26 protein-coding genes and 2 rRNA genes (1 of these 28 cut by a window edge) are annotated in these 24902 nt (G+C 60.9%); 13 read left to right on the top strand and 15 right to left on the bottom strand.

Annotated elements, in window-relative coordinates:
- Positions 1 to 2: 2 nt before the first annotated feature.
- The 7 genes from LCH97_RS14700 (at position 3) to LCH97_RS14670 (ending at position 5582) form a co-directional block, all read left to right on the top strand.
- A complete protein-coding gene (locus tag LCH97_RS14700) occupies positions 3 to 731 on the top strand; it encodes a TIGR00730 family Rossman fold protein (RefSeq protein ID WP_227302340.1) in 729 nt (242 codons plus the stop codon).
- Between the two features lie 62 nt (positions 732 to 793).
- Positions 794 to 1099: a DUF2782 domain-containing protein gene (locus LCH97_RS14695; protein WP_017508625.1), complete on the top strand. Its 306-nt coding sequence runs from the start codon at positions 794 to 796 to the stop codon at positions 1097 to 1099.
- A gap of 9 nt (positions 1100 to 1108) precedes the next feature.
- Positions 1109 to 2047: a homoserine kinase gene (thrB, locus tag LCH97_RS14690; RefSeq protein WP_227302339.1), complete on the top strand. Its 939-nt coding sequence runs from the start codon at positions 1109 to 1111 to the stop codon at positions 2045 to 2047.
- Between the two features lie 117 nt (positions 2048 to 2164).
- The gene (locus LCH97_RS14685) at positions 2165 to 2731 is read left to right on the top strand and encodes an outer membrane beta-barrel protein (RefSeq protein ID WP_227302338.1); all 567 of its coding nucleotides are present in this window, start codon (positions 2165 to 2167) and stop codon (positions 2729 to 2731) included.
- A gap of 84 nt (positions 2732 to 2815) precedes the next feature.
- The gene (locus LCH97_RS14680; RefSeq protein ID WP_227302337.1) at positions 2816 to 3517 is read left to right on the top strand and encodes a response regulator; all 702 of its coding nucleotides are present in this window, start codon (positions 2816 to 2818) and stop codon (positions 3515 to 3517) included.
- Positions 3514 to 4842 (top strand): ATP-binding protein, encoded by a 1329-nt coding sequence (locus LCH97_RS14675; protein WP_227302336.1) that lies wholly within the window; start codon positions 3514 to 3516, stop codon positions 4840 to 4842. Before LCH97_RS14680 ends, LCH97_RS14675 begins: the two co-directional genes overlap by 4 nt.
- A 149-nt stretch (positions 4843 to 4991) precedes the next feature.
- Positions 4992 to 5582: a porin family protein gene (locus tag LCH97_RS14670; RefSeq protein WP_227302335.1), complete on the top strand. Its 591-nt coding sequence runs from the start codon at positions 4992 to 4994 to the stop codon at positions 5580 to 5582.
- 165 nt (positions 5583 to 5747) lie between these two features.
- Here the strand turns inward: LCH97_RS14670 and LCH97_RS14665 are convergent, their stop codons facing one another.
- From LCH97_RS14665 to LCH97_RS14620, 10 genes are all read right to left on the bottom strand, one after another.
- Positions 5748 to 6944: an EAL domain-containing protein gene (locus LCH97_RS14665; RefSeq protein WP_227302334.1), complete on the bottom strand. Its 1197-nt coding sequence runs from the start codon at positions 6942 to 6944 to the stop codon at positions 5748 to 5750.
- A gap of 110 nt (positions 6945 to 7054) precedes the next feature.
- Positions 7055 to 8143, bottom strand: coding sequence for a chemotaxis response regulator protein-glutamate methylesterase (locus LCH97_RS14660; protein ID WP_227302333.1), 1089 nt, complete (start codon positions 8141 to 8143; stop codon positions 7055 to 7057).
- The gene (locus tag LCH97_RS14655) at positions 8140 to 8679 is read right to left on the bottom strand and encodes a chemotaxis protein CheD (protein WP_227302332.1); all 540 of its coding nucleotides are present in this window, start codon (positions 8677 to 8679) and stop codon (positions 8140 to 8142) included. The genes LCH97_RS14660 and LCH97_RS14655 overlap by 4 nt, the downstream gene beginning before the upstream one ends.
- A complete protein-coding gene (locus tag LCH97_RS14650; RefSeq protein WP_026107901.1) occupies positions 8676 to 9476 on the bottom strand; it encodes a protein-glutamate O-methyltransferase CheR in 801 nt (266 codons plus the stop codon). The genes LCH97_RS14655 and LCH97_RS14650 overlap by 4 nt, the downstream gene beginning before the upstream one ends.
- Before the next feature lie 84 nt (positions 9477 to 9560).
- Positions 9561 to 10118, bottom strand: a complete 558-nt coding sequence (locus tag LCH97_RS14645) for a chemotaxis protein CheW (protein WP_227302331.1) — start codon at positions 10116 to 10118, stop codon at positions 9561 to 9563.
- A 14-nt stretch (positions 10119 to 10132) separates the two neighbouring features.
- The gene (locus LCH97_RS14640) at positions 10133 to 11779 is read right to left on the bottom strand and encodes a methyl-accepting chemotaxis protein (RefSeq protein ID WP_227302330.1); all 1647 of its coding nucleotides are present in this window, start codon (positions 11777 to 11779) and stop codon (positions 10133 to 10135) included.
- A 38-nt stretch (positions 11780 to 11817) separates the two neighbouring features.
- Positions 11818 to 13965, bottom strand: a complete 2148-nt coding sequence (locus tag LCH97_RS14635) for a chemotaxis protein CheA (RefSeq protein ID WP_227302329.1) — start codon at positions 13963 to 13965, stop codon at positions 11818 to 11820.
- Positions 13955 to 14251 carry a lipid asymmetry maintenance protein MlaB gene (locus LCH97_RS14630; RefSeq protein ID WP_227302328.1) on the bottom strand — a complete coding sequence of 99 codons (297 nt, stop codon included), beginning with the start codon at positions 14249 to 14251 and terminating at the stop codon, positions 13955 to 13957. The genes LCH97_RS14635 and LCH97_RS14630 overlap by 11 nt, the downstream gene beginning before the upstream one ends.
- Before the next feature lie 51 nt (positions 14252 to 14302).
- Positions 14303 to 14671: a response regulator gene (locus LCH97_RS14625; RefSeq protein WP_147688451.1), complete on the bottom strand. Its 369-nt coding sequence runs from the start codon at positions 14669 to 14671 to the stop codon at positions 14303 to 14305.
- 18 nt (positions 14672 to 14689) lie between these two features.
- Positions 14690 to 15862 carry a methyl-accepting chemotaxis protein gene (locus LCH97_RS14620; RefSeq protein ID WP_227302327.1) on the bottom strand — a complete coding sequence of 391 codons (1173 nt, stop codon included), beginning with the start codon at positions 15860 to 15862 and terminating at the stop codon, positions 14690 to 14692.
- A 356-nt stretch (positions 15863 to 16218) separates the two neighbouring features.
- On the opposite strand from LCH97_RS14620, the gene hemF reads away from it, so the two are divergent.
- The 4 genes from hemF to LCH97_RS14600 all read left to right on the top strand — a co-directional run bounded on the left by hemF (position 16219) and on the right by LCH97_RS14600 (position 19118).
- Positions 16219 to 17127 (top strand): oxygen-dependent coproporphyrinogen oxidase, encoded by a 909-nt coding sequence (hemF, locus tag LCH97_RS14615; RefSeq protein ID WP_227302326.1) that lies wholly within the window; start codon positions 16219 to 16221, stop codon positions 17125 to 17127.
- On the top strand, positions 17124 to 17714 hold the full coding sequence (locus tag LCH97_RS14610) for a hypothetical protein (RefSeq protein ID WP_227302325.1): 591 nt from the start codon (positions 17124 to 17126) through the stop codon (positions 17712 to 17714). The genes hemF and LCH97_RS14610 overlap by 4 nt, the downstream gene beginning before the upstream one ends.
- 18 nt (positions 17715 to 17732) lie before the next feature.
- Positions 17733 to 18131, top strand: coding sequence for an HIT family protein (locus tag LCH97_RS14605; RefSeq protein ID WP_227302324.1), 399 nt, complete (start codon positions 17733 to 17735; stop codon positions 18129 to 18131).
- 147 nt (positions 18132 to 18278) lie between these two features.
- On the top strand, positions 18279 to 19118 hold the full coding sequence (locus LCH97_RS14600; protein ID WP_227302323.1) for a sulfurtransferase: 840 nt from the start codon (positions 18279 to 18281) through the stop codon (positions 19116 to 19118).
- Positions 19119 to 19189: 71 nt separating this feature from the next.
- Here LCH97_RS14600 and LCH97_RS14595 read toward each other — a convergent pair whose 3' ends face one another.
- Together LCH97_RS14595 and LCH97_RS14590 are read right to left on the bottom strand one after the other, a co-directional pair.
- Positions 19190 to 19786, bottom strand: coding sequence for an alpha/beta hydrolase (locus LCH97_RS14595; protein ID WP_227302322.1), 597 nt, complete (start codon positions 19784 to 19786; stop codon positions 19190 to 19192).
- On the bottom strand, positions 19786 to 20559 hold the full coding sequence (locus LCH97_RS14590) for an exodeoxyribonuclease III (RefSeq protein WP_227302321.1): 774 nt from the start codon (positions 20557 to 20559) through the stop codon (positions 19786 to 19788). The genes LCH97_RS14595 and LCH97_RS14590 overlap by 1 nt, the downstream gene beginning before the upstream one ends.
- A 74-nt stretch (positions 20560 to 20633) precedes the next feature.
- Between LCH97_RS14590 and pyrE the strand changes: the two genes are divergently transcribed.
- Both pyrE and LCH97_RS14580 read left to right on the top strand, forming a co-directional pair.
- Positions 20634 to 21278, top strand: a complete 645-nt coding sequence (gene pyrE, locus LCH97_RS14585; RefSeq protein WP_227302320.1) for an orotate phosphoribosyltransferase — start codon at positions 20634 to 20636, stop codon at positions 21276 to 21278.
- 2 nt (positions 21279 to 21280) lie between these two features.
- A complete protein-coding gene (locus tag LCH97_RS14580) occupies positions 21281 to 21895 on the top strand; it encodes a DUF4124 domain-containing protein (protein ID WP_227302319.1) in 615 nt (204 codons plus the stop codon).
- A 6-nt stretch (positions 21896 to 21901) separates the two neighbouring features.
- On the opposite strand, the gene LCH97_RS14575 is transcribed toward LCH97_RS14580, so the two are convergent.
- The 3 genes from LCH97_RS14575 to LCH97_RS14565 form a co-directional block, all read right to left on the bottom strand.
- A complete protein-coding gene (locus LCH97_RS14575; RefSeq protein ID WP_227302318.1) occupies positions 21902 to 22228 on the bottom strand; it encodes a hypothetical protein in 327 nt (108 codons plus the stop codon).
- A 270-nt stretch (positions 22229 to 22498) separates the two neighbouring features.
- Positions 22499 to 22611, bottom strand: a 5S ribosomal RNA gene (gene rrf, locus LCH97_RS14570).
- 105 nt (positions 22612 to 22716) lie between these two features.
- Positions 22717 to 24902 (bottom strand): 23S ribosomal RNA (locus LCH97_RS14565); it runs 705 nt beyond the window's last position.

Below are 24902 nucleotides of genomic sequence, written 5' to 3'. Positions count from 1 at the left end.
GTATGGGCTTGCACGATAAATTACCGCAAACAAGCGACCGTTACGCGATGATGCAACGCTTCCGGGCGCGCGAAGCGTGGCACGTGATGAAGATTTTGTCGGAATTCGTCGAATCCGCCGAAGAGCTGCAAACCATTACACCCGCAGTGAGCATCTTTGGCAGCGCACGAACCCCGCGTGACCACCCGTATTATAAGCTCACCGAAGACATCGCCCGCCTGCTTTCCGATGCCGGCTTCTCGGTGATCTCCGGCGGCGGCCCCGGCATCATGGAAGCGGCCAACAAGGGCGCCTTCTACGGCAAGAGCCCGTCGGTGGGCCTGAACATCGTACTACCGCACGAACAGCGCCCCAACGAATACCAGGACCTCAGCCTGAAATTCGACCACTTCTTCAGCCGCAAAGTCATGTTCGTCAAACATGCGCTGGCCTATGTGGTGATGCCTGGCGGCTTTGGCACGCTGGACGAAATGTTCGAGGCGCTGACGCTGATCCAGACCGGCAAGAGCCGCAAGATGCCCATCATCCTGTGCGGCAGCGCCTTCTGGGGCGGGCTGCTGGACTGGGTGCGCGAGCGCCTGGCCGGCGAAGGCATGATCAACCCGGCCGACCTCGACCTGCTGCAGCTGATCGACGACCCGCAGGAAATTGTAGAAACCATTTTCCGTTTTTATGAAACCCGCGGCTTCGAAACGCTGCCGGAGGAGCGCGAACAGCTGCTAAACCTGTAGAATTGGCCGGACAGAGGGGGCAATAGCCCCCCGCCACCAAGCCCAGGACCAAGGAAACCCTCATGCAGCGCCTTTTGCTGGCTACCCTTATGGCAGCCTCGCTCGCGGCTTACGCCGACACGCCCCCCGCCACCGTCCCGCCACCGCCCGCCACGCTCAGCGGCCCGCAGCCGGAAGTCCGCGTTTACCAGAACGGCCCGGACACCGTGGAAGAATACCGGATGAACGGCAAAGTCTATATGGTGAAAGTCACCCCGCAGGGTGCACCGGCCTACTTCATGATGGATGAAGACGGCAAAGGCGTGATGCAGCGCGTTTCCCCCTCCCAGCAGCAGGTTACCCCGCGCTGGGTACTGATGACGTTCTAGGAGGCTGCCATGTCCGTGTACACCTCGGTTTCCAGCGACGACATGCAGGCCTGGCTGCAGCGCTACGCGCTGGGCGAGCTGGTAGAACTCAAAGGCATCGCCGCCGGCATCACCAATACCAATTACTTTGTCACCACCACGCACGGCCGTTATGTGCTGACGCTGTTCGAGGTACTGCAGCTGGAAGAGCTGCCCTACTTTCTCCAGCTCAAAAGCCACCTGTCGCGCCACGGCGTCGCCTGCCCGGCGCCGATTGCCGACCACAACGACCAGTTTGCCTCGCTGCTGGCCGGCAAGCCCGCCTGCCTGGTGAGCTGCCTGCACGGCAGCGACGTCAGTGCGCCCAATGCGGCACAGTGCCACGCAGTCGGTGAAATGCTGGCTCAAATGCACATGGCTGGCGCCACCTTCCCGCTGCGCATGGATAACCCGCGCGGCCCGGCCTGGTGGGCACACACCGCCAGCACGCTATACCACGCCATGCCGCCAGCCGATGCGGCCATGCTGCGCGACGAGATCACCTTTCAGGCCGGCCACCGCTTTGACTTTCTGCCGCGCGGCGTGATCCACGCCGACCTGTTCAAAGACAACGTGCTGATGGATGGCGACCGCATTGCCGGCTTTATCGACTTCTATTACGCCTGCAACGACATCCTGTTGTACGACATCGCCATTGCCGTAAACGACTGGGCCCGCCTGCCCGATGGCAGCATCGACGATACCCTGGCCAGCGCCTTGCTGGCCGGCTATCAGGCCGTGCGCCCGCTTAGCGCCAGCGAAGCCGATGCCTGGCCGGTGATGCTGCGCGCGGGGGCGCTACGCTTCTGGGTATCGCGCCTGCTGGACTTCCACCAGCCGGCCAGTGGCGAGCTGACGTTTACCAAAGACCCGGGCGTGTTCCAGCAGCTGTTGGCCGCGCACCGCCAACGCACGCACTTCTGGCTGTAATTTCAGAGAATATCTATCGAAATAACTAGCTGCAGAAAAGCATACCCAAGTCATATTGCGACTGGAACAGCTTGCTACTAACATGCAGCACTACCCCCCAACGCATGGAGCATCAACATGAAAAAGAACTTGCTACTGCTGGCCCTGCTGGCTCCGCTGGCTGCCTACGCAGTGGACAGCAGCAAAGACGAGTACATTGGCGGCAACCTGTCCCTGAGCCGTCACAGCGTCACAATGCCTGGCTACACCACTACCAAGACCGACAACAACGGCAACGGCTACGGCCTGCGCGCCGGCTTCTACAGCCACGACAACCTGTCCTGGGAACTGGACTACCAGAACTACGGTAAAAGCGAGCGTACCCTCAGCAACGGCAGCAAAGTGGAATCCGAGCTGTCCAGCGTAGGTGTCAGCGCCATCGGCCACCTGCCGCTTAATGAAAAACTGGGCCTGTACGGCCGTGCTGGTTTGGCACGCGTAGAAAGCAAAACTACCGGCGCCAACAGCTTCAAGGCGCGCAAAACCGTACCGGTGATCGGCATTGGCGTAGAATCCCAGATTCAGCCCGATCTGCGTGCTTTTGTAGAAGTCGCCAAGACCGGCAAGGTAAAATCCAGCACCGGCGGCCAGGAAGATACCCACTCCGGCACCCGCCTGAGCGGTGGCATCACCTATCATTACTGATAGCGGCATGCCCGACACAACAGCCCGCCTGGCGGGCTGTTTTGCATTTATCGCGCCCCACTACCCACCGAGACGAGACCCCGTATGCCCCCACGCCTGTTACTAGTAGAAGATGACCAACGCCTGGCAGACCTGGTACGCGTCTATCTGAGCAAGCACGGTTACGAGGTACTGCATCATGGCCGGGGCGATACCGCGGCCGAACAGATCCTGGCAGAAAACCCTGACCTGGTGATACTGGACGTGATGCTGCCAGGCAAAGACGGCTTCGAAGTCTGCCGCGATATCCGCCCGCGCTACCATGGCCGCATCCTGATGATGACGGCGCGCGACGAGGAAATCGACGAAATCCTGGGCCTGGAACTCGGCGCCGACGACTACCTTACCAAGCCGGTAGAGCCTCGGCGGCTGCTAGCGCGCATCCGCGCCCTGCTACGCCGTAGCGAAGGCGAAAGCAGCCAGGCCAGCGAAGATGGCCGCATCGTGTTTGGCCAGTTCAGCATCAGCCAGGCGACCCGCGAAGCCGCACTGGGCAGCGACACGCTGGAGCTCACCACTGCCGAATTCGACCTGCTGTGGCTGCTGGCCAGCCACGCGGGGGAAATCCTGTCGCGCGACGACATCATGAATGCGCTGCGCGGCATCGGCTTTGACGGGCTGGACCGCTCCATCGACGCCCGCATCTCGCGCCTGCGCAAAAAACTGGGCGATAACCCCGATACGCCAACGCGCATCAAGACCGTACGCGGCAAAGGCTACCTGTTCTCGCGGAGCGATTGGGAGTGAAACCGCCGGCAACGTTGGCCGCATTGTTTGCCCGTTATTTCGTGCAAACCATGGTGGTACAGTTCATCCTGCTGCTGGGTTTTGTCACCCTGCTGATCTTCCTGACCTCCGGCGCCGACCGCGACCGCATAGAGCAGCAAATGGATGGCACCGTGCGCATGATCCAGCGCCAGTTGCTGGCACAGCCCCCTGCACGCCGGCCGGCCGAGCTGGCTACCGTCAACGAGCTGTTCGCCTACCCCATCAAACTGCTGCCAGCCATACCCGCCGGCCTGGGCGACGACGCGCGTGCCAGGCTAGCAAGCGGCCAAAGCTGGCTGGATTACGGTAACGAGCTGCTATACGCCCCCTTGCCCGGCACACGCCAGATTCTGCAACTGGGCCCGCTCAACCAGGAGGCCGAGCCGCATAACTTCCTGCAAACCGAATGGGGCTTGTTCCTGCTGTGGTTCGGCTTCTTTGGCGTCCCCATGGGCGTGTTGATCTACCTGAACCTGCGCCCGCACTGGCAGTCGCTCATCGCCCTGCGCAGTACCGCCAACCAGCTGGCCGAGGGCGACCTGTCCGCCCGCGCCGCCACGCTGAAAAGCCCCTTGTTTGCCCCCTTGGGCAGCGTCATCAACGATATGGCCACCGCGCTGGAGCGCCAGGTGGAAACCCGCCAGGCGCTGGCGCACGCCGTAGCGCACGAGCTGCGCACCCCGGTAGCACGCCTGCGCTTTGGCCTGTCCATGCTGGACGAGGCAGAAGACGATGACGAACGCCAGCAATACCGCGAAGGCATGGAACGCGACCTCACCGAGCTGGATGAGCTGCTGAACATCAGCCTCAGCTACGCGCGGCTGGACCGTGGCGAAGTGGCGCTGCAGTACGAAACCGTGGACCTGAACGAATGGTTTGATGACCTTGTCGACCTGATGCAGCCACTACGCCCCGGCCAGCTGCAGCTGGGCCTGAGCTGCGCGCCAGGCAGTGCCACCTTCGACCGCAAGCTGATGTACGTGGCCACACGCAACCTGCTGCTGAACGCGTTCAAATACGCCAGCAACCAGGTCCACATGACGGTCAGCCTGGCAGACGGGCAGCTGCATATTGCCGTGGACGACGACGGCCCCGGCATCCCGGCTGCCGAGCGCGAGCGCATTTTCGAGCCCTTCCAGCGCCTGGACCGCTCGCGCGACCGCGCCACCGGCGGGCATGGTCTGGGCCTGTCGTTTGTCCGGCTGATCGCCCTGCACCACGGCGGCCATGCCCATGCCGACGTGGCCAGCCTGGGCGGCGCCCGCATGGCCATTACCCTGCCGCAGCACCCTGCGGCCAGCTAGGGCCGCGCTACGCCTGCGGCCCTGTCACACAGCGTCACACAACGGCATGTTGGCCGCACATTCCCCGCACGCAAGCGACATAGTGTTAAGACCCCCTGCTGGGCACAATAGCCCCATCGAGTTCACAGATGACCCAACAGGAGCCTCACATGAAAAAGCTGATTATTGCCACCCTCTTCGCCGCTGCCGGCACCACCGCATTCGCAGCCGATACCGGCACCTATGTATTCGGCAACCTGGGCGTGTCCGCCAACCAGTGGACCCTGAAAGACGGCTCCGCCGCCAAAGCCGGCGTGAGCGACAAGAAAGTAAAGAATGACGATGCCACTTCCGGCATGTTTGAAGTAGGTTTCGGCCAGCGCGTAAACGACAACTTCGCCGTAGAAGGCAGCTACCTGAATCACGGTGATGGCACCGAGCTCAAAGGCGCAGGCAAACTGGACTACGACGCCTTTCGTGTCGCTGCACTTGGCATTATCCCTGTAAACGACCAGTTCGAAGTGTACGGCAAGGTATCGGCCAACCACATCCGCAGCAAATTCACCAGCAGCACCGCCGCGCTGCAGGGCAGCAAGGACAGCACCTTCGGCGTGGGCCTGGGGCTGGGTGCCAACTACAAGCTGAACAAACAAGTGAGCCTGCGTGCCGAATACGACGGCATCGGCAACATCAAGCATAAAGAGATCACTGACACCGCACCGGTAGGCGCGCTGAAAGTGGGCATGACTTACCGCTTCTAAGCCCGACGGCGGCCTGACTCAAGGCAACAGGCCGCCTGCATGACCCGTTTTACCCCGTTTCTCCTCGTGTGTATTCCCCGCCCGCCTCGCGGTGGGCATCTCCTTAGTGAGTGCTAGTGCGTTGCTTGGCCCGTCCCCTGGACGGGCATTTTTTTGCGGCCAACTTCAGGCCGGTGCGCCCTCGTGCTGGCGGCGCTGGCGTATCCAGGACTCGAACTGGGTCGGCGGCAGTGGCTTGGCGTACAAATAGCCCTGCCCCAGCACGCAGCCGCGATTATTCAGGCATAGCTGGTCGCCCTCGGTTTCAATCCCTTCGGCTACCGTGGTCAGGTTCATGCGTTTGGCCAGCTCGATCACGCTATGCACCACGTTTTCCAGATGCGATTTATGACTGATGGACTGCACCAGTGACTGGTCGATTTTCAGCTCGGTAAACGGAAAACGCACCAGTTGCTGCATGGTGGCAAAGCCGGTACCGAAGTCGTCTATCGACAAGCCAAAGCCCGCCAGCCGCAGGCGCGCGGCCACGCCCATGGCCTCGGCCAGGTTATCGGCAACAGCGGTCTCGGTAATCTCGAAAATGATATAGCGCGGCGGCACCTTGCTCTGCGCCACCTGCTGTTCGATGCGCCCGACCAGCTCGCCACTATCCATGGACAGCGCCGACAGGTTGATGGACATGGGCAGGCGCAAGCCGCGCCGCGCCCACTGCTGCCACTGCGCCAGGCCCTGCTGCAGCATCAGCAACGTCAGCTCGGTGCTCCAGCCGCAATGCTCGATTACCGGGATAAAGCGCGACGGCATCACCACATCGTCACCTTGCGGCCAACGTGCCAGTAGCTCGGCACCTTTCAATAGCTGACCATGCAAGGTCACCTTGGGCTGGTAATAAGGCACGATCTCGCCGTGGTCCAGCGCCAGGCGGATATCGCTATCGGCACACAAAGGCTGGCTCTGCCCGCTGCTGGCACCGTGTTGGTAAGCACGGCTTACCAGGTCGCCCAGCTCGGCCAGACTAATGGGCTTTTGCAAGGCACCCAGCACCGGGAGGCCCAGCTCGCGGCCCATCAGCTCTACCGTGGCGATCAGCATCGGGTCTTTGGCCGAGGCCACCACCACAGGCGTGACCAGGCCTTCGCGCGCCATGCGCTGCAGAACCTGCACGCCATCGACCTTGGGCATTTCCAGATCGAGCACCAGCAAAGAAGGCAGACGCTCGCGCATGGCTTGCAGCGCTTCTTCGCCGTTACGGGCAGTACGCACTTCGCTGATACGCATCTTGCGGCACAGCTCCGCCAGCAGCAAAAGCTGCGACGGGCTGTCATCCACGATCAGAACATCTTGCAATGTAAACTTGGGCATGGGCCGCCATCCTGCTAATGGAGTCATACACGGTGGCGCCTGGCCTCAAGCGCCATATCTATACCTGAATATTAAACACCGCTTATTAAAATTCAAGGATATAGAAAGGGTTAGTGTTTACTAATGGCCCCCGGTAGTGCATCCAGCGACAGCACATCGCGCGCCGCGCCCAGCTTGATGGCTTCTTTGGGCATGCCGAATACCACACAGCTTTGCTCGTCCTGGGCAATGGTATGCGCGCCGGTATCGTGCAGCTCTTTCAGCCCCTTGGCACCGTCGTCGCCCATGCCGGTCATGATCACGCCCAGCGCATTGCGCCCGGCAAACTTGGCGGCCGAGCGGAACAGCACGTCCACCGACGGCTTGTGCCGGCTTACCGGCGGGCCATCCACAATATCCACGTGGTAAAACGCCCCGCTGCGCTTGATCATCATGTGTTTGCCGCCCGGCGCAATCAGCGCACGGCCGGGAATGATGCGGTCACCGTTGGCCGCTTCTTTTACCTCGATCACCGACAGCCGGTTCAGCCGCTCGGCAAACGACGAGGTAAAGCGCTCCGGCATGTGCTGCACGATGGCGATGCCCGGGCAGCCGCGCGGCAGGCGGGTAAGAATGTGCTCCAGCGCCTGCGTGCCGCCGGTGGAGGTGCCAATCACCACAATACGCTCGGTGGTGCTGAACATCTCGCGCCCGGTAGGCGCGTCCAGCACGGCATCGGCAGACAGCTTGCTGGGCGTGGCTAACAGTGGCTTGCCGCCGGATGGTGCAGTGGGGGCTGGCGCCACCCGCACATTGCCCATGCGCGCAGAGGCAGCGGCTTTTACCGCCTGCACCAGCGCGTTACCGTTGGCCTCCAGAAACGCTTTTACCCCGCCGGTAGGCTTGGCAATGACCTCTACCGCGCCAGCCGCCAGCGCGTTCATGGCCATGTCCGAGCCTTTTTGCGTCAGCGACGAGCAAATCACCACCGGGGTTGGCCGCGTGCTCATCAGCTGTTTGAGAAAGGTGATACCGTCCATGCGCGGCATTTCCACGTCCAGCACGATCACATCCGGCCAGCGCGCCTTCATTTTTTCCATGGCCATAATAGGGTCGTGCGCCACGTCCGCTACCTCGATGCCGGAAGCCTGGGTAAAGACTGCGGTCAATACCTGGCGCACCACGGCGGAGTCATCTACCAGCATTACCTTGATTGTCATGTTGAAGCCCTTTTTCTATGGCTGGCGCGATGGCTCACCGGCGCATCACGCTCACTGCTCTGCCGCACCCACACATCGCCGCAGGCCACGTCAAACAACACCAGCCGCGCGCCGCTACCGCCAAAATCTTCTGCCTGCACGTTCAGGCCCAGCTGGGTAGCCAATAGCCTGGCCATCACGATGTTCTCCCCGGGGACGTCGGTCACCTGGCCGTCGCGCTCGCTACCCGATAGCACCGACGCGCCGCCGATCAGCTTGACCTGGAACTCGCGCAGCGGCCGCCCGCTGCGCAGCGCTTCGCGTACCAGCAGCAGCATGGCCTCGTCGGCGTAGCGGCCGCTGAAGGTGTCGCTGATTTCACCATTCTTGCGTTGCGACAGCAGGTAGTGGCACATGCCGCCCAGCTTCAGCCGCGGGTGCCACAGGGTGATGGACACACACGACCCCAGCAGTGTCTTGATCAGTGCTTCCTCGCCGCCGAAATACCATTCGCCGGGTTTCAGGAACACTTCGTTACGCATGTGGGATTCGCTCATGACAGCTTCCGGTAAATACCCGGTGCCACCAGCTGGATGGGCAAAGGCAGCCCGTGCAGGCTTTCGGAATGGCTCACCAGTAAAAAACCGCCTACCGACAAGCGGCCAAGCACGCGCTGTACCACTTGCAGCTTGGTGGCCGCGTCAAAGTAGATCAGCACATTGCGCAGGAAAATCACGTGGTAGGGCCCGATGGTGGGCAGGTCTTTATCCAGGTTGATCAGCTGGAAATTCACCTTGCGGCGCAGCTCCTTGCACACCATGAAGGTACCGGCGTGCTGGCGCACCCCTTTCAGGCAGAAGCGGCGCAGGTAGTCCGGCGGCATGCCTTCGCAGCGCTGCAGCGCGTAGTGCCCCTTTTCCGCGCGCGCCAGCACGCCCTGGCTGATATCGCTGCCCATCAGCGTCCAGTCGCCATCCATGCCGCGGATATCGGCCAGCAGCATGGCAATGCTCCACACCTCCTCGCCGCTGGACGACGCCGCGCTCCAGATGCGCAGCGTGCCAGCTACCGGGTGCTGGCGCAGCTGCGCTTCCAGCCAGTGAAAATGCTTGGGTTCGCGAAAAAAGAAGGTTTCATGCGTGGTCAGCAGGTCGATGGCCGCCTCGCGCTCGGTAAGCTCGGCCGGGTCCTGCAGCATGCGGAAATACGCCTCGAAGGTGGCCACATTGCGTGCGGCCAACCTGCGGGTAAGGCGCTGGTGCACCAGGGTTTTTTTGCCAATGGGGAAATGCACCCCGGTCTGGGCTTTCATCCACACGGCAAAACGTGAAAATGTCGCATCAGATAACTGCATGCTCCCCTCCTTGCGGCCTACCGGCAGGGCCGGTAGCCAGTGCGCTGTGTGGCCCGCCCCGGCTACCGCCTGGGGCGGGCGCTTTTATACTTCGGCTTCGCGCAGGTCGGCTACCTCGCCACCATTCATGGCAGACAAGGTGGCCATTTCTTCTACCGACAATACTTTTTCCACGTCCAGCAGCACCACAAAACGGTTGTCCACCCTGGCCATGCCAGAGATGAAGTCCACGCGGATACGGCTGCCAAACTGCGGCGGCGGCTCGATATCGGCAGCGCGAATCGCCAGTACCTCGTGTACCGCGTCCACCAGAATGCCGATGTACTGCTGCATCTCCTCGTTGGCGACCTCGATAATCACCACGCAGGTGCGGCGCGATACACCGGTTTCATTGCGGCCAAAGCGCACCGCCAGGTCGATCACCGGCACCACGGCGCCGCGCAGGTTCATCACGCCGCGGATAAACGCCGGCATCAGCGGCACCTGGGTCAGCGTGGTGTATTCCAGAATCTCCTTGATGGACAAGATACCGATAGCGTAGGTCTCGCCGCTTAGCTGAAAAGTCAGGTATTGCAGGACGTCCTCGTGGACCTCCTCTACCAGGGCGGCTTCCCGCCCCCGGCGTATGGTGAGTGCACCCATGGTGGTCTCCCCGCTTAGAAGCGCACGAAATCGTTTTCGTCCGCCTCGCCACCCACACTGCCGTGCAGGTTGGCCGCAGGCTGGCTGCTGGCGGTGCCACGCGGCGTATTACGGCGACGGCCCAGGCCCGACGTTTCAATGCGGAAGAACGAAATCAGGTCTTGCAGGTTTTCTGCCTGGCCGCTCATTTCCTCGGCGGTGGACGCCAGCTCTTCGCTGGACGAGGCGCTTTGCTGCGTGGCCGCGTTAATCTGCTGTACCGAGGCATTGATCTGGCCTACGCCGGTAGCCTGCTCCATCGATGCAGCAGAAATTTCCTGCACCAGGTCAGCGGTTTTGGAGCTGGAGCGCACGATTTCTTCCAGCAGCTGGCCGGCGCGCTCGGCCATGGACACGCTGCCGCTGGCCACTTCGCCGATTTCCTGCGCTGCTACCTGGCTGCGTTCGGCCAGCTTGCGCACCTCGGCCGCCACCACGGCAAAGCCCTTGCCGTGTTCGCCTGCGCGGGCCGCTTCGATGGCGGCGTTCAGCGCCAGCAGGTTGGTCTGGTAGGCAATGTCGTCCACGATGCTGATCTTGTCGGCAATCTGGCGCATGGCCACCACGGTCTGTTTCACCGCGTCGCCGCCCTCGGCTGCCTCGCGCGCGGCCTTGGTGGCAATGCTTTCGGTGAGCTTGGCGTTATCGCTGGTCTGGTTGATGGACGAGGACATTTCTTCTACCGACGCCGAGGTTTCCTCTACGCTGGCGGCCGACTCGCTGGCCCCTTGTGCCAGCGACTGGGCGGTGGCGCTCACCTGCTGCGAGGCAGACGACAGGTTGTCGGCGTTGCTGCGCACCTCGGCCATGATGCCGCGCAGCTTGTCGATGGTGGTGGCAATGGACGCCGCCAGGCTGGTGGTGTCACCCGGCTTCACGGTGACATTCACCATCAGGTTGCCGTTGGCTACTTCGCGCATGGCATCTGCCACGTAGTGCGGCTCGCCACCCAGCGAACGGCCAATGTTACGGATAATCAGGATGGCCACCACGATCCCTATCACCAGCGCGATGATGGACACGGTCAGCATCTGCATGAAAGCAGCGTTGTACTTGTCGTCGGCTTCTTTAGCCATATCGACACTCAGCTGGGTCTCGTAGGACGACAGATCTGAAATCAGGCTACGCAACTTGCCCATGGCCGGGTTAGCTTGCGACTGCATCATCGCGGCCGCCTCTTCGTTCTGGTTGGCCGCACCCAGCTGCACTACGCGGTCGACAATCGGAAAGGTTAGCGCCGCCTGTGCCGCAATCTGGTTCATCAGGTCGCGCTCTTTTTCGCTCATCGGCTCGACCTGGCCGGCAAACAGGTCTTGCAGCTTGCGGTAGGCTTCAGGGTATTTGGTCTTGCTGTTGTTATAAATTTCCACTGCTTTGGTCAGCTCGGCAGCATCATTCATGATGATGACGGTACGGTACTGCACGCGCATTTCCTGTACCGCGTCGTTCATAGCATTGATCTGCACCAGCTCAGGGCTGTTTTCCTTGGTAATAGCGCTTAGCTGCACATTGATCTGCCTGAAGCCATGCATGGCAATGACAAACACCAGCAGCATGAAGAAAATCACCGCGCCAAAGCCCAAGCCCAGGCGCATGGCAACAGACATTTGTTTTGTGCTCATTTTTACACTCCCCGCAGCCACCGGCTGCCATGGTTGATTTAGTGATTACCGTGGCCACCACGCTGCTGCGCGTGTTCGGCGTGGCTGGCAAAACGCTCTGCTTCCTGGCTTGTTGCAAAATGAATCAACGACGGTACATCCAGAATCAGTGCCACCTCGCCCGAGCCCAGAATGGTGGACCCGCTAATGGCGCGCAGGTGGCGGAACAGGTTACCCAGCGGCTTGATCACGGTCTGGAACTCGCCCAAGAGCTCGTCCACCACCAGCCCGGCCTTGCTGTCGCCGTAGCGCACTACCACCACGTTCTGGCGCTTGGCGTGCGGCTGGCCCAGCTCCAGGAAGCGGTTCAGCCCCAGTAGCGGCAGCACTTCGCCGCGCAGGTTCAGGCAGTTGTGCGCGTCGCCTTGCAGCGCGTCGGCCGGTAGCTCGATACACTCGATAACGGTTTCCAGCGGTATCACGAAGGTGGCGTTGCCCACCGACACCAGGAAGCCATCGATAATGGCCAGCGTCAGCGGCAGGCGAATGCGGAAGGTAGTGCCCTCGCCCACGGCCGAGTCGATATCGATGGTGCCGCGCAGCTGTTCGATGCTGCGCCGTACCACGTCCATGCCGACACCACGGCCAGAGATATTGGTGACCTGCTCTGCGGTGGAAAAGCCGGGCTCGAAGATCAGTTTGTAGATGTCACCGTCCGGCATCACGCTGTCGGCGGGCACCAGGCCATTGGCTACGGCTTTGGCCAGAATCTTGTCTTTACGCAGCCCGGCGCCGTCGTCGGCCACCTCGATCACCACGCTGCCGCTTTCGTGGTAGGCGTTCAGCCACACATTGCCCTCGGCGGGCTTGCCTGCGGCCAACCTGGCTTCGGACGATTCGATACCGTGGTCCATGGCGTTACGCACGATATGCATCAGCGGGTCACCCAGCTTGTCCACCATGGATTTATCCAGCTCGGTGTCGGCTCCGGACACATTCAGCTGTATGCTCTTGCCCAGCTCTTTGGACACGTCGCGCACCACGCGCGGGAAGCGGCTGAAAATCTCGCCGATCTGCACCATGCGCATGCTCAGCGTACCGGCGCGGATCTGCTCGATCAGGTTGGCAATGGCGATGGTGGACTCCACCAGCGCGCTTTGCGCCGAACGCCGCGCCATCAGGTTGGCCGCAGCGCCGGCGATAACCAGCTCGCCGATCAGGTTGATCAGGCTATCGAGCTTGGCGGCTTCTACCTTGATGAAGCGGCTTTCGCTGGCGCGCGGCGGCTTGGCCTCGGCGGCGCTGGTGGCCGGTTTGTCGGCCTTCTCGCTGGCTTTGTCTACGGTTTGGGCTGCCGGGGCGGCGGGCTCAGGCTGGGCGGCCACGCAGGCAGGCGCTTCGGGGTCCAGCCCCAGCGCGTGCCAGGCTTGGCGCACGGCTGCTTGCTCGGCCTCGTCGGCATCGGCGATCAGCTGCGGCCAGTGCGTCGCGGCCTCGCCCACCGGGAAAATATGGATCTGGCTGTCTTCACGCACGAACTCGAATACGTCCAGCAGCATTTGCTGGCTGGCGTCGCTGGAAAACAGCAGCTCGAAGCGCAGGTAGCAGCTTTCCGGGTCAAAGCGCTCGGCGTGCGGCAGGCGGCACAGTACCGGCTGCACTACCAGAAACTCGCCCAACAACCGCAGATAGCGAAAGAAGGCGGACGGGTCCATGCCATTGCGCAACACGTCTTCGTTAAAGCGCAGCGACATCACCCAGTCGCGCAGGCCGCCCTGCTCGGGCGCGCTGGCCTGGCTGCTGCTGGCTAGCTCCTCAGACGCAGCGGGCTGGGCATATTGGCGCAGCTCGTCCAGCAGGCTGGTCTGCAACATCTCCTGCTGCATGGCTTTGTCGTCTACCACGGCCAGCATGGCTTTGACGTGGTCGTGACAGCGTAGTAGCAGGCCGGACAGGTCTTCGCTTAGCGCCAGATGGCCACCGCGCAGCAGGTCCACCACGTTTTCGGCTTCGTGGGTGAAGTGCACGATTTCGTCCATGCCAAACAGGCCGGCCGAGCCCTTGATGGTGTGCATGGCGCGAAACAGGGCGTTGAGCTGCTCGTCGGTGGTTTCGGTGGCCTCCACATCCAGCAGGATGCGCTCCATGTCTTCCAGCAGCTCGCGCGCTTCTTCCAGAAACGTTTGCTTGGCGGCATCAAGATTCATGGCCGGCCTCCTCTTCCACGATTGGCAGGTAGATCAGCAGCCCCAGCATGGTGAGCAGCTCGCGCGCGGCGGCAGACAGGTGCACCAGCGCGAGCGTCTTTTGCAGCCTGGCGGCTTCGCTGTTCAGCCACAGCAACACCTGCGCTGCCGAGCTATCCATTTCACCGACTGCCGACAAATCCACCGTCAGGCTGTCGCTGGCAATCAGGGCATCGGCAAGCTGCTGGCGCAGCTGGGCCGCTTGGTAAATGGTGCATTCTTCGTCCAGCGTGATGGTGGATGACATGGCATTCCTCCGGCAGCGTGGCTAGGTATCCCTGGTGGCGCGCAGCCGGGGCTAGGGCAGAATCAGCTTGGAAATGGCGGACAGCAGGATGGGCGGCTGGAAGGGCTTGACCACCCAGGCTTTGGCACCGGCCTCCTGGCCGGATTTTTTCTTTTCGTCGCTGGTTTCGGTGGTGAGCATGATCACCGGGGTGAACTTGTACGATGCGTGCTGCTTCACGTTTTTCAGAAAGGTGATGCCGTCCATCACCGGCATGTTCACGTCGGACACGATCAGGTGAATCTTGCGGCCGTCCAGCTTTTGCAGGCCTTCCTGGCCATTACCCGCCTCGATTACGTCGTAACCGGCGTCCATCAGTGCAATTTTCACCACCTGGCGCAGGCTGGCAGAATCGTCAACGATCAATATGGTCTTGGCCATGTTCTTGCTCCCCGTTTATCAGAAAAAGGTCACTTCTTCGCTGGCGCTGCCACCTTGCGCCTTGCCGCCGCTGTGCAGCGAGTGTTGCTCGTGTGTGGTGTAGGTTCTTTTCAGCTCGGCCAGCCAGCCTTGCGTATCGGGTGGCGGTGGCAGCTGGCTATCCGGCACTGCCAAGGCACTGCCCAGCGTGCTTTCCAGCCGCTGCATGTCAGCCGTCACATGGCCAAGTATCTGGCTGATGCGGTCCTGGAACTGCAGGTTCACCAGTACGTCCTGGATTTCATCGCGCACATGGCTGCCACTGGCAGACAGGTTTTGCTGGCTGTCTTTCAGCTCGCGGGTAACGTGCTGGTAGGTCTGGATAACGTCGGTCACCGAGCTGCTGGCCTCACCCATCAAGGCTTTTTCTTCCTGCCCCAGCAACTGGGCGCGCTGTGCCGCAGACTCCAGCTCGCCCACAATCTGCTCTACGGCGCTGGCCATGCTCTTGCCGGTATCGTTGGACTGCATGGACAGCTTGCGTACTTCGTCTGCCACCACGGCAAAGCCGCGGCCAGCTTCGCCAGCGCGTGCCGCCTCAATCGCCGCGTTCAGCGCCAGCAGGTTGGTCTGCCCGGCAATAAATGACACCGACTCGGCCATGTCTTGCAGCTTTTGTGTATGGCTCTGCAGTTGGGTAATGCGCTCGATCAGTTGATTACGCTTGGTGACCGACTCATCCAGTACGCGCAGGGTTTGCAGCAGCTTTTGTTCGGCCTGCTCCAGCCTGGCGACATCGCTGATACCGGCATTTTTGTCGCCCAGCGACTGGCGGATGATGTCGTTCATGCTGGCAAAGCGTGCCGCCAGCTTGCCAATGGCGTCTTCTACCTGGCTGGCGGCTAGCTGTACCTGGCCAGCCCACAGCGGAAGTACTTGGGACACCAGCCGGCCGGCCTCTGGCCAGTACGGCGGCTGGGCAGGCTCCGGCAGCCCTGACGGCTCGGCGTCGCTACTGTCTGCGGGCGCGCCTGGCAACCAAAAGATGGCCAGCAACGGCACAACAAACAGTACGGCCGCCAGCCACCAGGCACTGCCGGCAGCCCAGACCAATAGCGGACCCAGCGCGGCGGACCCGACCAGATAAGCAATGTGCGGTGTATTTTTCTGCAGGCTCAGCACGGTATGACCTTTTTCTTTTATGAGTTTCACTAGTGCTATAGCTGCCATTTTTTATAGTTTCAATGTAAGACTGAGCAGGACATGACGCAGATTCGCGCATAAAAGCCACCTGCCCTGGCCGTATCAAATCGTTGCTCTACGGCCATGCGCTCACGCCAATGGCAAGTACTACCGGCGATTAAAATTTCAGGGTGATATTTTTGCCGAAAAATACCGCCATGCCGGGCGGGCAATACGGCGATACCAAGCCCACAGCCAGCGGTGCGCACGGCGACTTATTCACCGGTACCTATCTGAAAACCGCTATCACCCACCTTGCAGCCCAGTCGTTTACACAGCGGTTTGCCATTACAATCCGGCATGACTTTCGAACCCGGACTACGCGCATGAGCCACCCGCACGCCAATCAGGTAAAACAGTTTCTTTTGGGTCTGCAAGACCATATCTGCCAGGGCCTGGCCGCCGCCGACGGTGCGGCCAACTTTATCGAGGACAGCTGGCAGCGTCCGGCTGGCGGCGGTGGGCGTAGCCGCGTGCTGACCGGCGGCGCCGTGTTCGAGCAAGCCGGCGTGAATTTCTCGCACGTATCCGGCGATGCGCTGCCTGCCAGCGCCACCGCCCACCGCCCGGAGCTGGCGGGGCGCCGCTTCGAGGCAATGGGCGTGTCGCTGGTGATCCACCCGGAAAACCCCTACGTACCGACCAGCCACGCCAATGTGCGCTTTTTCATTGCCGAAAAAGACGGCGAGGCGCCGGTATGGTGGTTTGGCGGCGGTTTCGACCTGACGCCCTACTACGGCAATGTGGACGACGTGGTGCACTGGCACACAGTGGCGCGCGACCTGTGCGCGCCGTTTGGTGCCGACACCTACCCGAAATACAAAAAATGGTGTGACGAGTACTTCTACCTGAAGCACCGCAGCGAAGCGCGCGGTGTGGGCGGCCTGTTCTTCGACGACCTGAACCAGCCCGACTTCGACACCAGCTTTGCCTTCATGCAGGCGGTGGGTAACGGCTTTACCGACGCCTACCTGCCCATCGTGGCGCGCCGCAAAGATACAGAGTGGGGCGAGCGCGAGCGCCAGTTCCAGCTATACCGCCGCGGCCGCTACGTGGAGTTCAACCTGGTATGGGACCGCGGCACGCTGTTCGGCCTGCAAACCGGTGGCCGCACCGAGTCCATCCTGATGTCCATGCCGCCACTGGTACGCTGGGAATACGGCTACCAGCCGGAAGCCGGCAGCGCGGAAGCGGCGCTGTACACCGACTTTTTGCCGCACCGCGAGTGGGTATGAACGTGCTGCGGCCAACCTTGCGCCAGCTTGCGGCAGCGCTGACGCTGCTACCGGCGCTGAGCAGCCATGCCGCCAAGCCGCTGCCCGCCGAAGTCAGCGCCACGCTGCCGGCAGGCCAGGCCCTGCTGGCGTGGGAGGCGGCCGACCTCAACCGCGACGGTCGTGTCGATCTGGTCACCGTCAGCGAAGCCAGCGCCCAGCAAGACGACGACGGCCCCAGGCTGCTGCAGGTGTGGCTGCGCCAGCCCGACGGCAAGCTCAAAGCCGCCGTGCGCAGCCAACGCGCGGTGATGTGCCGCCAGTGCGGCGGCGTGTTTGGCGACCCGTTTGAAGGCCTCCAAACGCAGGCGGGTGGCTTCACGCTGCTGCACTACGGCGGCAGCAACTGGCGCTGGCGCGAAGACTTCCGCTTTGCCTGGTCGCGCCGCGACCAGACCTGGCAGCTGGTAGCGGTCGATAGCCTCAGCTTCCACACCAGTGAACCCGACAAACAAACCGCGAAACATGCCCGCCCGCCACGCGATTTCGGCCTGATCAACCTGGCCGACTTCGACTACGAAAACTGGCAAGGGCGCGGCCAACGTTAAGCCCGCAAAGGACACCCCATGCACTGCGAACTGTGCCACCAGGACGGTGGCGACATCCTGTACCGCGACGACAAGCTACGCGTGATCCTGGTGGCCGACGCCGACTACCCGGCGTTCTGCCGCGTGATCTGGCACGGCCATGTCAAGGAAATGACCGACCTGGCCCCGGCAGACCGCGCCCACGTGATGGACTGGGTGTACCGCACCGAGGCCGCATTGCGCAGCCTGCTGAACCCGGAAAAGATCAACCTGGCCAGCTTCGGCAATATGGTGCCGCACCTGCACTGGCACGTGATCCCGCGCTTTGCCGACGACAAGCACTTCCCGCAGCCGCTGTGGGGCCAGGCTCAACGTGATGGTGTGGCGCACGGCATGCCACAGTTGGCCGCCGCGCTGCGCGCCGCACTGGCCGGCTGAAGCCCGGCCGTGCTATGGTGGTCAACGTTTAATATTTCAAACAACGCTTGACCACCGTCAACGGCAGCCCGCCTGCCCAGGACGCCTTGCGAAGCCGGCCACCGGCTGGCTTCGCAAGGTGCCCAAGCGTGTGCAAAGGAGAACCCCATGTACCGTACCCTGATCAGTGCAGACGCCCTGCTGCAGCACGACACCGCCGACCTGGTGCTGCTGGACTGCCGCTTCCAGCTGGCCGACCCGTCCTACGGCCCCACCGTCTACGAAACCGGCCACCTGCCCGGCGCCCATTACCTGCACCTGGACTATCACCTGTCCGGTGCCAAAAACGGCAATAACGGCCGCCACCCGCTGCCGGACGGCCAGCGCCTGGCGGTGAACTTTGGCGCGCTGGGCATCGGCCCCAACACCCAGGTGGTGACCTACGACGACGCGGGTGGCATGTACGCCGCGCGCGCCTGGTGGCTGCTGCGCTGGCTGGGTCACGAAGCCGTGGCGGTACTGGACGGTGGCTTTCAGGCCTGGCAAGCCGCCGGCGGCACCGTGACCACCGACGCACCCGAGAAAAACAGCACCCGCTTCGTCATGCGCCCGGCACTGGAGCAGCTGTTCGATGTGGACATGGTGGCGGCCAACCTCGACAAAGCCGAACGCGTGCTGATCGACGCCCGCGCGCCCGACCGCTTTGCCGGCCAGAACGAAACGCTAGACCCGGTAGGCGGCCACATTCCCGGCGCGCGCAACCGCTTCTTCCAGCTCAACCTACAGGATGGCCGCTTCAAGCCGGCCGAGGTGCTGGCTACGGAATGGCAAGCTGTGCTGGGCGATACCGCCGCCAGCGAGGTGGTGCTGTACTGCGGCAGCGGCGTCACCGCCTGCCACAACCGCCTGGCCATGGCGCACGCCGGGCTGGACGGTGCCGCTCTGTACGCTGGCAGCTGGAGCGAATGGTGCAGCGACGACGGCCGCCCGGTAGCCACTGGCGACTAAGCCCCGCACACACACATGAAAAAAGGTTGGCCGCATGCGGCCAACCTTTTTGTTTTACTGCCCCAGGCCGATCAACCCAGCATCAATTGCTGGATCAGCTTCTGCCCGGCCTTCCAGTCGCCCAGGCCGCTATGGCTGCCCATATGGCCAGCGTTGCCGGCGTCCAGCAGCGGGACGCCCCAGCGCGCTGCCATCGCCTCGCTGCTGGCGTAATCGCAGAACAGGTCATCACGGCTGGCTACCATGCGCGCCGGCACCGGAATGCGCATATCGCGCGGTGCAGCAAAGCCATCAAACGCCGGTAGCGGTGCATCGTCCGGCAACTCGCCGCTGGCGCGCGCCCTTGCCTCGGTAATCGGCAACGCCGGTGGCGCCACCAGCAACAGGCCTTTTATCTTGCGCTGCTGCTGCAGGCTAGCCTGCCCTAGCCATTCCACCGCTGTATGGCAGCCCAGGCTGTGCGCGGCCAACACCACCTTGCCGCTACAGCCGTCTACCGTGTCGGCCAGGCGCTGCACCCAGGCATCGCGGCTGGGGTACAGCCAGTTGTCCTGCTCCACGCGGCGCGCCAGCGGATACAGCATTTCCCAGTAGCTTTGCCAGTGTTTGGGGCCGGAGTTACCCCAGCCGGGCACGGTAACCAGAAAGATATCGTCGTCGTCCCACATTACAGGCTACGCTCGTAATCGACAGTCAGCGGGGCGTGGTCAGAGAACTTCTCGTCCTTGTAAATACTGGCGCTGCGTGCCTGTGCCATCAGGCCAGGGCTAACGATGTGGTAATCGATACGCCAGCCCACATCCTTGGCGTAAGCCTGGCCGCGGTTGCTCCACCAGCTATAGCCCGGTGCGTCGGGGTACAGCGTACGCCACGCATCGCACCAGCCGCTACCCAGCAACTGCGTCATCCAGGCGCGCTCTTCTGGCAGGAAGCCGGAGTTTTTCAGGTTACCCTTCCAGTTCTTGAGGTCGATTTCGTTGTGGGCAATATTCCAGTCGCCACAGATCACCACGTCGCGGCCGCTGGCGCGCAGCGCTTCCATGTGCGGCATGAACACGTCGAGAAAATCAAACTTCACCTGTTGGCGCTCGTCGCTGCTGGAGCCGGATGGCAGGTACAGCGATACCACCGACAGGTTGCCGATATCCAGCTGCAGGTAGCGGCCTTCGGCGTCGATCCAGTCCACACCCAGCCCGGTAATCACACGGTCTGGCGTATAGCGGGTATAAATGCCGACACCGCTGTAGCCCTTTTTCTCGGCGTAGTGAAAATAGCCGGTCAGACCATCGGGGTTCTGCATGCGCGGGCTCAGGTCGCCCGCCTGTGCCTTCAGCTCCTGCAAGCAGACAAAATCAGCCTGGTGGCCAGCCAGCCAGTCAAAAAAACCTTTCTTGTCCGCCGAACGGATGCCGTTCAGGTTGGCGGAAACGATTCGAAGCATGGTGTCTCCCGTGGTATCCTTGCGGCGATTTTTCAGCCACGTCAACGTGTTAAAAGTATATAAGGGGTATTCAGATGAGCGATTTCCGCCAGGATTTTATTCGTTTTGCGCTTAAGAAGCAGGTATTGCGCTTTGGCGCCTTCGTCACCAAGGCTGGCCGCACTTCCCCTTACTTCTTCAACGCCGGCTTGTTCAACGACGGCGAGAGCACGCTGCAGTTATCCCGCTTTTACGCCAAGTCTATCAGCGAGAGCGGCGTAGCATTCGATATGATCTTCGGGCCGGCCTATAAAGGTATCATCCTGGCCGCCGCCGCCAGCATGGCGCTGGCCGAGCAGGGCCGCAACGTACCGTTTGCCTATAATCGCAAGGAAGCCAAAGACCACGGCGAAGGTGGCACCCTGGTCGGTGCACCGCTGCAGGGCAAGGTACTGATCATCGATGACGTGATTTCGGCCGGCACGTCGGTACGCGAATCGGTTCAGCTGATTCGTGCCGCCGGCGCAGAGCCTGCAGGTGTGGCCATCGCACTGGATCGCATGGAACGCGGTACAGGCGAGCTATCGGCAGTGCAAGAAGTGGCTCGCGAGTACAATTTGCCCGTCATTGCCATCGCAAACCTGAAAGACTTGCTCGGTTTCCTTGAAGATAGCCCGGAACTGGCAGACAATCTGGAAGCGGTACGTGCCTACCGCGCCCAATACGGAGTCAACGACTAATCATGCGCCCACACCACCTCGCTCTGCTGATCACCCTGCTTGTGCCGGCAGCAGGGGCCGAAGGTCTGTACAAGTGGACCGACGAGCGCGGGGTGGTGCACTACAGCGACTATCCGCCACCTACCGAGCAAAAAAGTGGCGTCAGCAAATTGAATAAGCAGGGCATTCTGCTGCGCAAAGGGGAAAGCGAAGCGGACAAACGCGCGCATGAAGCCGAGCTGGCCAGACAAAAGCAGGAACAAGCCCAGCGCGCCGAGCAAATCCGCTACGACCGCGCCCTGCAGGAGCGCTACCGCTCTAGCGCAGACATTGCTGCCGAGCGAGACAAACAGGTAAAAGCGCTGCAGACCGGCCTTCGTACGCTGGAAAGCCAGCTGCGCATGGCAAGTGCCCAGCTCACCGACCTGAACAACGAAGCCAATAAACTGCGTAGTAGCGGCAAAAGCATCTCCCAGGGCCTGAGCAGCCAGCTGGAAGAGAAACAGCGCCTGCAGAATGAAACACTGGCACTCATCCAGTCGCGTCGAGCCGAAATCGAGCGCCTGCGCCTCAAGGCTGCACAAGACATGCTGCGCTTTCAAGAGTTGAACAAGGCACCAGCAGTACCGGCCCGTTAAAACCGCTTACTGCCCTTCTTTCTGCTGCCAGGCATCCCGTAAACGCTGCGTCGCCTGCTGCATCAGAGCATCCGCAGCGGCTTTATCGGCCAAAGCCTGCTGCTGCGCTGCTTCTGCTTGCTGCTGCAGTTGCTGAGCATCCGCTAGGCGCTTTTGAGCCTGCTTCAACTCCTCCTCCACCTGCAGCAAACGCCGGCGAGCCTGATCCTGTTTGCTGTCAGCGTCCTGATACGCCATCTGTGCGGATAGCAACAGGGCATCGACATTGGCCGTTTGCGCCCATACAGGCAAGCTAGCCAGGCAGCAAAGTAAAATCATCACCTTCTGTTTCATGACTTCCCCCAACTGTATAAAAAACCAAGCTTAACGTATCTGCCCCATGGCTGCCCAGCCTCACGCCAAAGGAGTGCGGTATGGCTCAGTATGTGATTTGAACAAACCTCACTGCCGACGCCGAGATCAATGCATAAAGCCCGCGAAAGCGGGCTTTTTGTTGGGTGTGTGGGCAGGCTGCGGCCAAGGTTGGCCGCGGGGTGCGTACGGTGTTTTCGCCGCACCAAAGCACAAAGCCCAGCTCGTGTGAGCTGGGCGTCTGTATGGGGCGTCTGGCGGTGTCCTACTTTCACACAGGAATCTGCACTATCATCGGCGCTGAGGCGTTTCACGGTCCTGTTCGGAATGGGAAGGCGTGGGACCACCTCGCTATGGCCACCAGACATAAACTGTCACAAACTTGAAGAAGCCAGGCTGGAAACCTTCCAGCCGGTAGAATTTTCTTGTATCAACCAGCGCTTCATCATCAACAAAGCAACTCAAATGATAGGATCAAGCCTCACGAGCAATTAGTATCGGTTAGCTTAACGCCTCACAGCGCTTCCACACCCGACCTATCAACGTCCTGGTCTCGAACGACTCTTCAGGGAGGTCAAGCCTCCAGGGAAGTCTCATCTTCAGGCAAGTTTCCCGCTTAGATGCTTTCAGCGGTTATCTCTTCCGAACTTAGCTACCCGGCGATGCGACTGGCGTCACAACCGGTACACCAGAGGTTCGTCCACTCCGGTCCTCTCGTACTAGGAGCAGCCCCCGTCAAACTTCCAACGCCCACTGCAGATAGGGACCAAACTGTCTCACGACGTTTTGAACCCAGCTCACGTACCACTTTAAATGGCGAACAGCCATACCCTTGGGACCGGCTACAGCCCCAGGATGTGATGAGCCGACATCGAGGTGCCAAACTCCGCCGTCGATGTGAACTCTTGGGCGGAATCAGCCTGTTATCCCCGGAGTACCTTTTATCCGTTGAGCGATGGCCCTTCCATTCAGAACCACCGGATCACTATGTCCTGCTTTCGCACCTGCTCGACTTGTCGGTCTCGCAGTTAAGCTACCTTTTGCCATTGCACTATCAGCACGATTTCCGACCGTACCTAGGTAACCTTCGAACTCCTCCGTTACACTTTGGGAGGAGACCGCCCCAGTCAAACTGCCTACCATGCACTGTCCCCGATCCGGATCACGGACCAAGGTTAGAACCTCAAACACACCAGGGTGGTATTTCAAGGACGGCTCCACTGAAACTAGCGTTCCAGCTTCATAGCCTCCCACCTATCCTACACAAGTCTGTTCAAAGTCCAATGCAAAGCTACAGTAAAGGTTCACGGGGTCTTTCCGTCTAGCAGCGGGTAGATTGCATCTTCACAAACATTTCAACTTCGCTGAGTCTCAGGAGGAGACAGTGTGGCCATCGTTACGCCATTCGTGCGGGTCGGAACTTACCCGACAAGGAATTTCGCTACCTTAGGACCGTTATAGTTACGGCCGCCGTTTACTGGGACTTCAATCAAGAGCTTGCACCCCATCATTTAATCTTCCAGCACCGGGCAGGCGTCACTCCGTATACGTCCACTTTCGTGTTGGCACAGAGCTGTGTTTTTGTTAAACAGTCGCAGCCACCTATTCTCTGCGACCTCTACTAGCTTCGGACGCGAAGTCCTACACCAACAGAGGCACACCTTCTCCCGAAGTTACGGTGTCAATTTGCCGAGTTCCTTCTCCTGAGTTCTCTCAAGCGCCTTAGAATTCTCATCCTGCCCACCTGTGTCGGTTTGCGGTACGGTTCTTATGCAGCTGAAGCTTAGTGGCTTTTCCTGGAAGCGTGGTATCAGTTACTTCAGATCCGTAGATCCTCGTCATCACCTCTCGGCCTTAAGGTGCAGCGGATTTGCCTACCGCACCAGCCTACCGGCTTAAACGACCTATTCCAACAGGCCGCTAACCTAACCTTCTCCGTCCCCACATCGCACTGCATAAAAGTACGGGAATATTAACCCGTTTCCCATCGACTACGCTTTTCAGCCTCGCCTTAGGGGCCGACTCACCCTACGCCGATGAACGTTGCGTAGGAAACCTTGGGCTTTCGGCGAGCGGGCTTTTCACCCGCTTTATCGCTACTCATGTCAGCATTCGCACTTCTGATATCTCCAGCAGGGTTTACACCACCACCTTCACAGACCTACAGAACGCTCCCCTACCACGGACACATTAATGTGCCCATCCGCAGCTTCGGTTATCAGTTTGAGCCCCGTTACATCTTCCGCGCAGGACGACTCGACCAGTGAGCTATTACGCTTTCTTTAAATGATGGCTGCTTCTAAGCCAACATCCTGGCTGTCTAGGCCTTCCCACCTCGTTTACCACTTAACTGATCATTTGGGACCTTAGCTGGCGGTCTGGGTTGTTTCCCTCTTGACGATGGACGTTAGCACCCACCGTCTGTCTCCCATGCTTGCACTTTCCGGTATTCAGAGTTTGCCATGGTTTGGTAAATCGCAATGACCCCCTAGCCATAACAGTGCTTTACCCCCGGAAGTGATACATGAGGCACTACCTAAATAGTTTTCGGGGAGAACCAGCTATCTCCGAGTTTGTTTAGCCTTTCACCCCTATCCACAGCTCATCCCCTAGTTTTGCAACACTAGTGGGTTCGGACCTCCAGTGCGTGTTACCG

It is taken from the genome of Vogesella sp. XCS3 (assembly GCF_020616155.1).
Taxonomy (GTDB): domain Bacteria; phylum Pseudomonadota; class Gammaproteobacteria; order Burkholderiales; family Chromobacteriaceae; genus Vogesella.
The sequence above is the reverse complement of the archived record's forward strand: the minus strand, read 5'-3'. Positions and strand labels throughout refer to the sequence as shown.

Coding starts and splice junctions, on each gene's coding strand:
- LCH97_RS14700 (WP_227302340.1), top strand. CDS start 3: ATGGGCTTGCACGATAAATTACCGCAAACAAGCGACCGTTACGCGATG.
- LCH97_RS14695 (WP_017508625.1), top strand. CDS start 794: ATGCAGCGCCTTTTGCTGGCTACCCTTATGGCAGCCTCGCTCGCGGCT.
- thrB (WP_227302339.1), top strand. CDS start 1,109: ATGTCCGTGTACACCTCGGTTTCCAGCGACGACATGCAGGCCTGGCTG.
- LCH97_RS14685 (WP_227302338.1), top strand. CDS start 2,165: ATGAAAAAGAACTTGCTACTGCTGGCCCTGCTGGCTCCGCTGGCTGCC.
- LCH97_RS14680 (WP_227302337.1), top strand. CDS start 2,816: ATGCCCCCACGCCTGTTACTAGTAGAAGATGACCAACGCCTGGCAGAC.
- LCH97_RS14670 (WP_227302335.1), top strand. CDS start 4,992: ATGAAAAAGCTGATTATTGCCACCCTCTTCGCCGCTGCCGGCACCACC.
- LCH97_RS14665 (WP_227302334.1), bottom strand. CDS start 6,944: ATGCCCAAGTTTACATTGCAAGATGTTCTGATCGTGGATGACAGCCCG.
- LCH97_RS14660 (WP_227302333.1), bottom strand. CDS start 8,143: ATGACAATCAAGGTAATGCTGGTAGATGACTCCGCCGTGGTGCGCCAG.
- LCH97_RS14655 (WP_227302332.1), bottom strand. CDS start 8,679: ATGAGCGAATCCCACATGCGTAACGAAGTGTTCCTGAAACCCGGCGAA.
- LCH97_RS14650 (WP_026107901.1), bottom strand. CDS start 9,476: ATGCAGTTATCTGATGCGACATTTTCACGTTTTGCCGTGTGGATGAAA.
- LCH97_RS14645 (WP_227302331.1), bottom strand. CDS start 10,118: ATGGGTGCACTCACCATACGCCGGGGGCGGGAAGCCGCCCTGGTAGAG.
- LCH97_RS14640 (WP_227302330.1), bottom strand. CDS start 11,779: ATGAGCACAAAACAAATGTCTGTTGCCATGCGCCTGGGCTTGGGCTTT.
- LCH97_RS14635 (WP_227302329.1), bottom strand. CDS start 13,965: ATGAATCTTGATGCCGCCAAGCAAACGTTTCTGGAAGAAGCGCGCGAG.
- LCH97_RS14630 (WP_227302328.1), bottom strand. CDS start 14,251: ATGTCATCCACCATCACGCTGGACGAAGAATGCACCATTTACCAAGCG.
- LCH97_RS14625 (WP_147688451.1), bottom strand. CDS start 14,671: ATGGCCAAGACCATATTGATCGTTGACGATTCTGCCAGCCTGCGCCAG.
- hemF (WP_227302326.1), top strand. CDS start 16,219: ATGAGCCACCCGCACGCCAATCAGGTAAAACAGTTTCTTTTGGGTCTG.
- LCH97_RS14610 (WP_227302325.1), top strand. CDS start 17,124: ATGAACGTGCTGCGGCCAACCTTGCGCCAGCTTGCGGCAGCGCTGACG.
- LCH97_RS14605 (WP_227302324.1), top strand. CDS start 17,733: ATGCACTGCGAACTGTGCCACCAGGACGGTGGCGACATCCTGTACCGC.
- LCH97_RS14600 (WP_227302323.1), top strand. CDS start 18,279: ATGTACCGTACCCTGATCAGTGCAGACGCCCTGCTGCAGCACGACACC.
- LCH97_RS14595 (WP_227302322.1), bottom strand. CDS start 19,786: ATGTGGGACGACGACGATATCTTTCTGGTTACCGTGCCCGGCTGGGGT.
- LCH97_RS14590 (WP_227302321.1), bottom strand. CDS start 20,559: ATGCTTCGAATCGTTTCCGCCAACCTGAACGGCATCCGTTCGGCGGAC.
- pyrE (WP_227302320.1), top strand. CDS start 20,634: ATGAGCGATTTCCGCCAGGATTTTATTCGTTTTGCGCTTAAGAAGCAG.
- LCH97_RS14580 (WP_227302319.1), top strand. CDS start 21,281: ATGCGCCCACACCACCTCGCTCTGCTGATCACCCTGCTTGTGCCGGCA.
- LCH97_RS14575 (WP_227302318.1), bottom strand. CDS start 22,228: ATGAAACAGAAGGTGATGATTTTACTTTGCTGCCTGGCTAGCTTGCCT.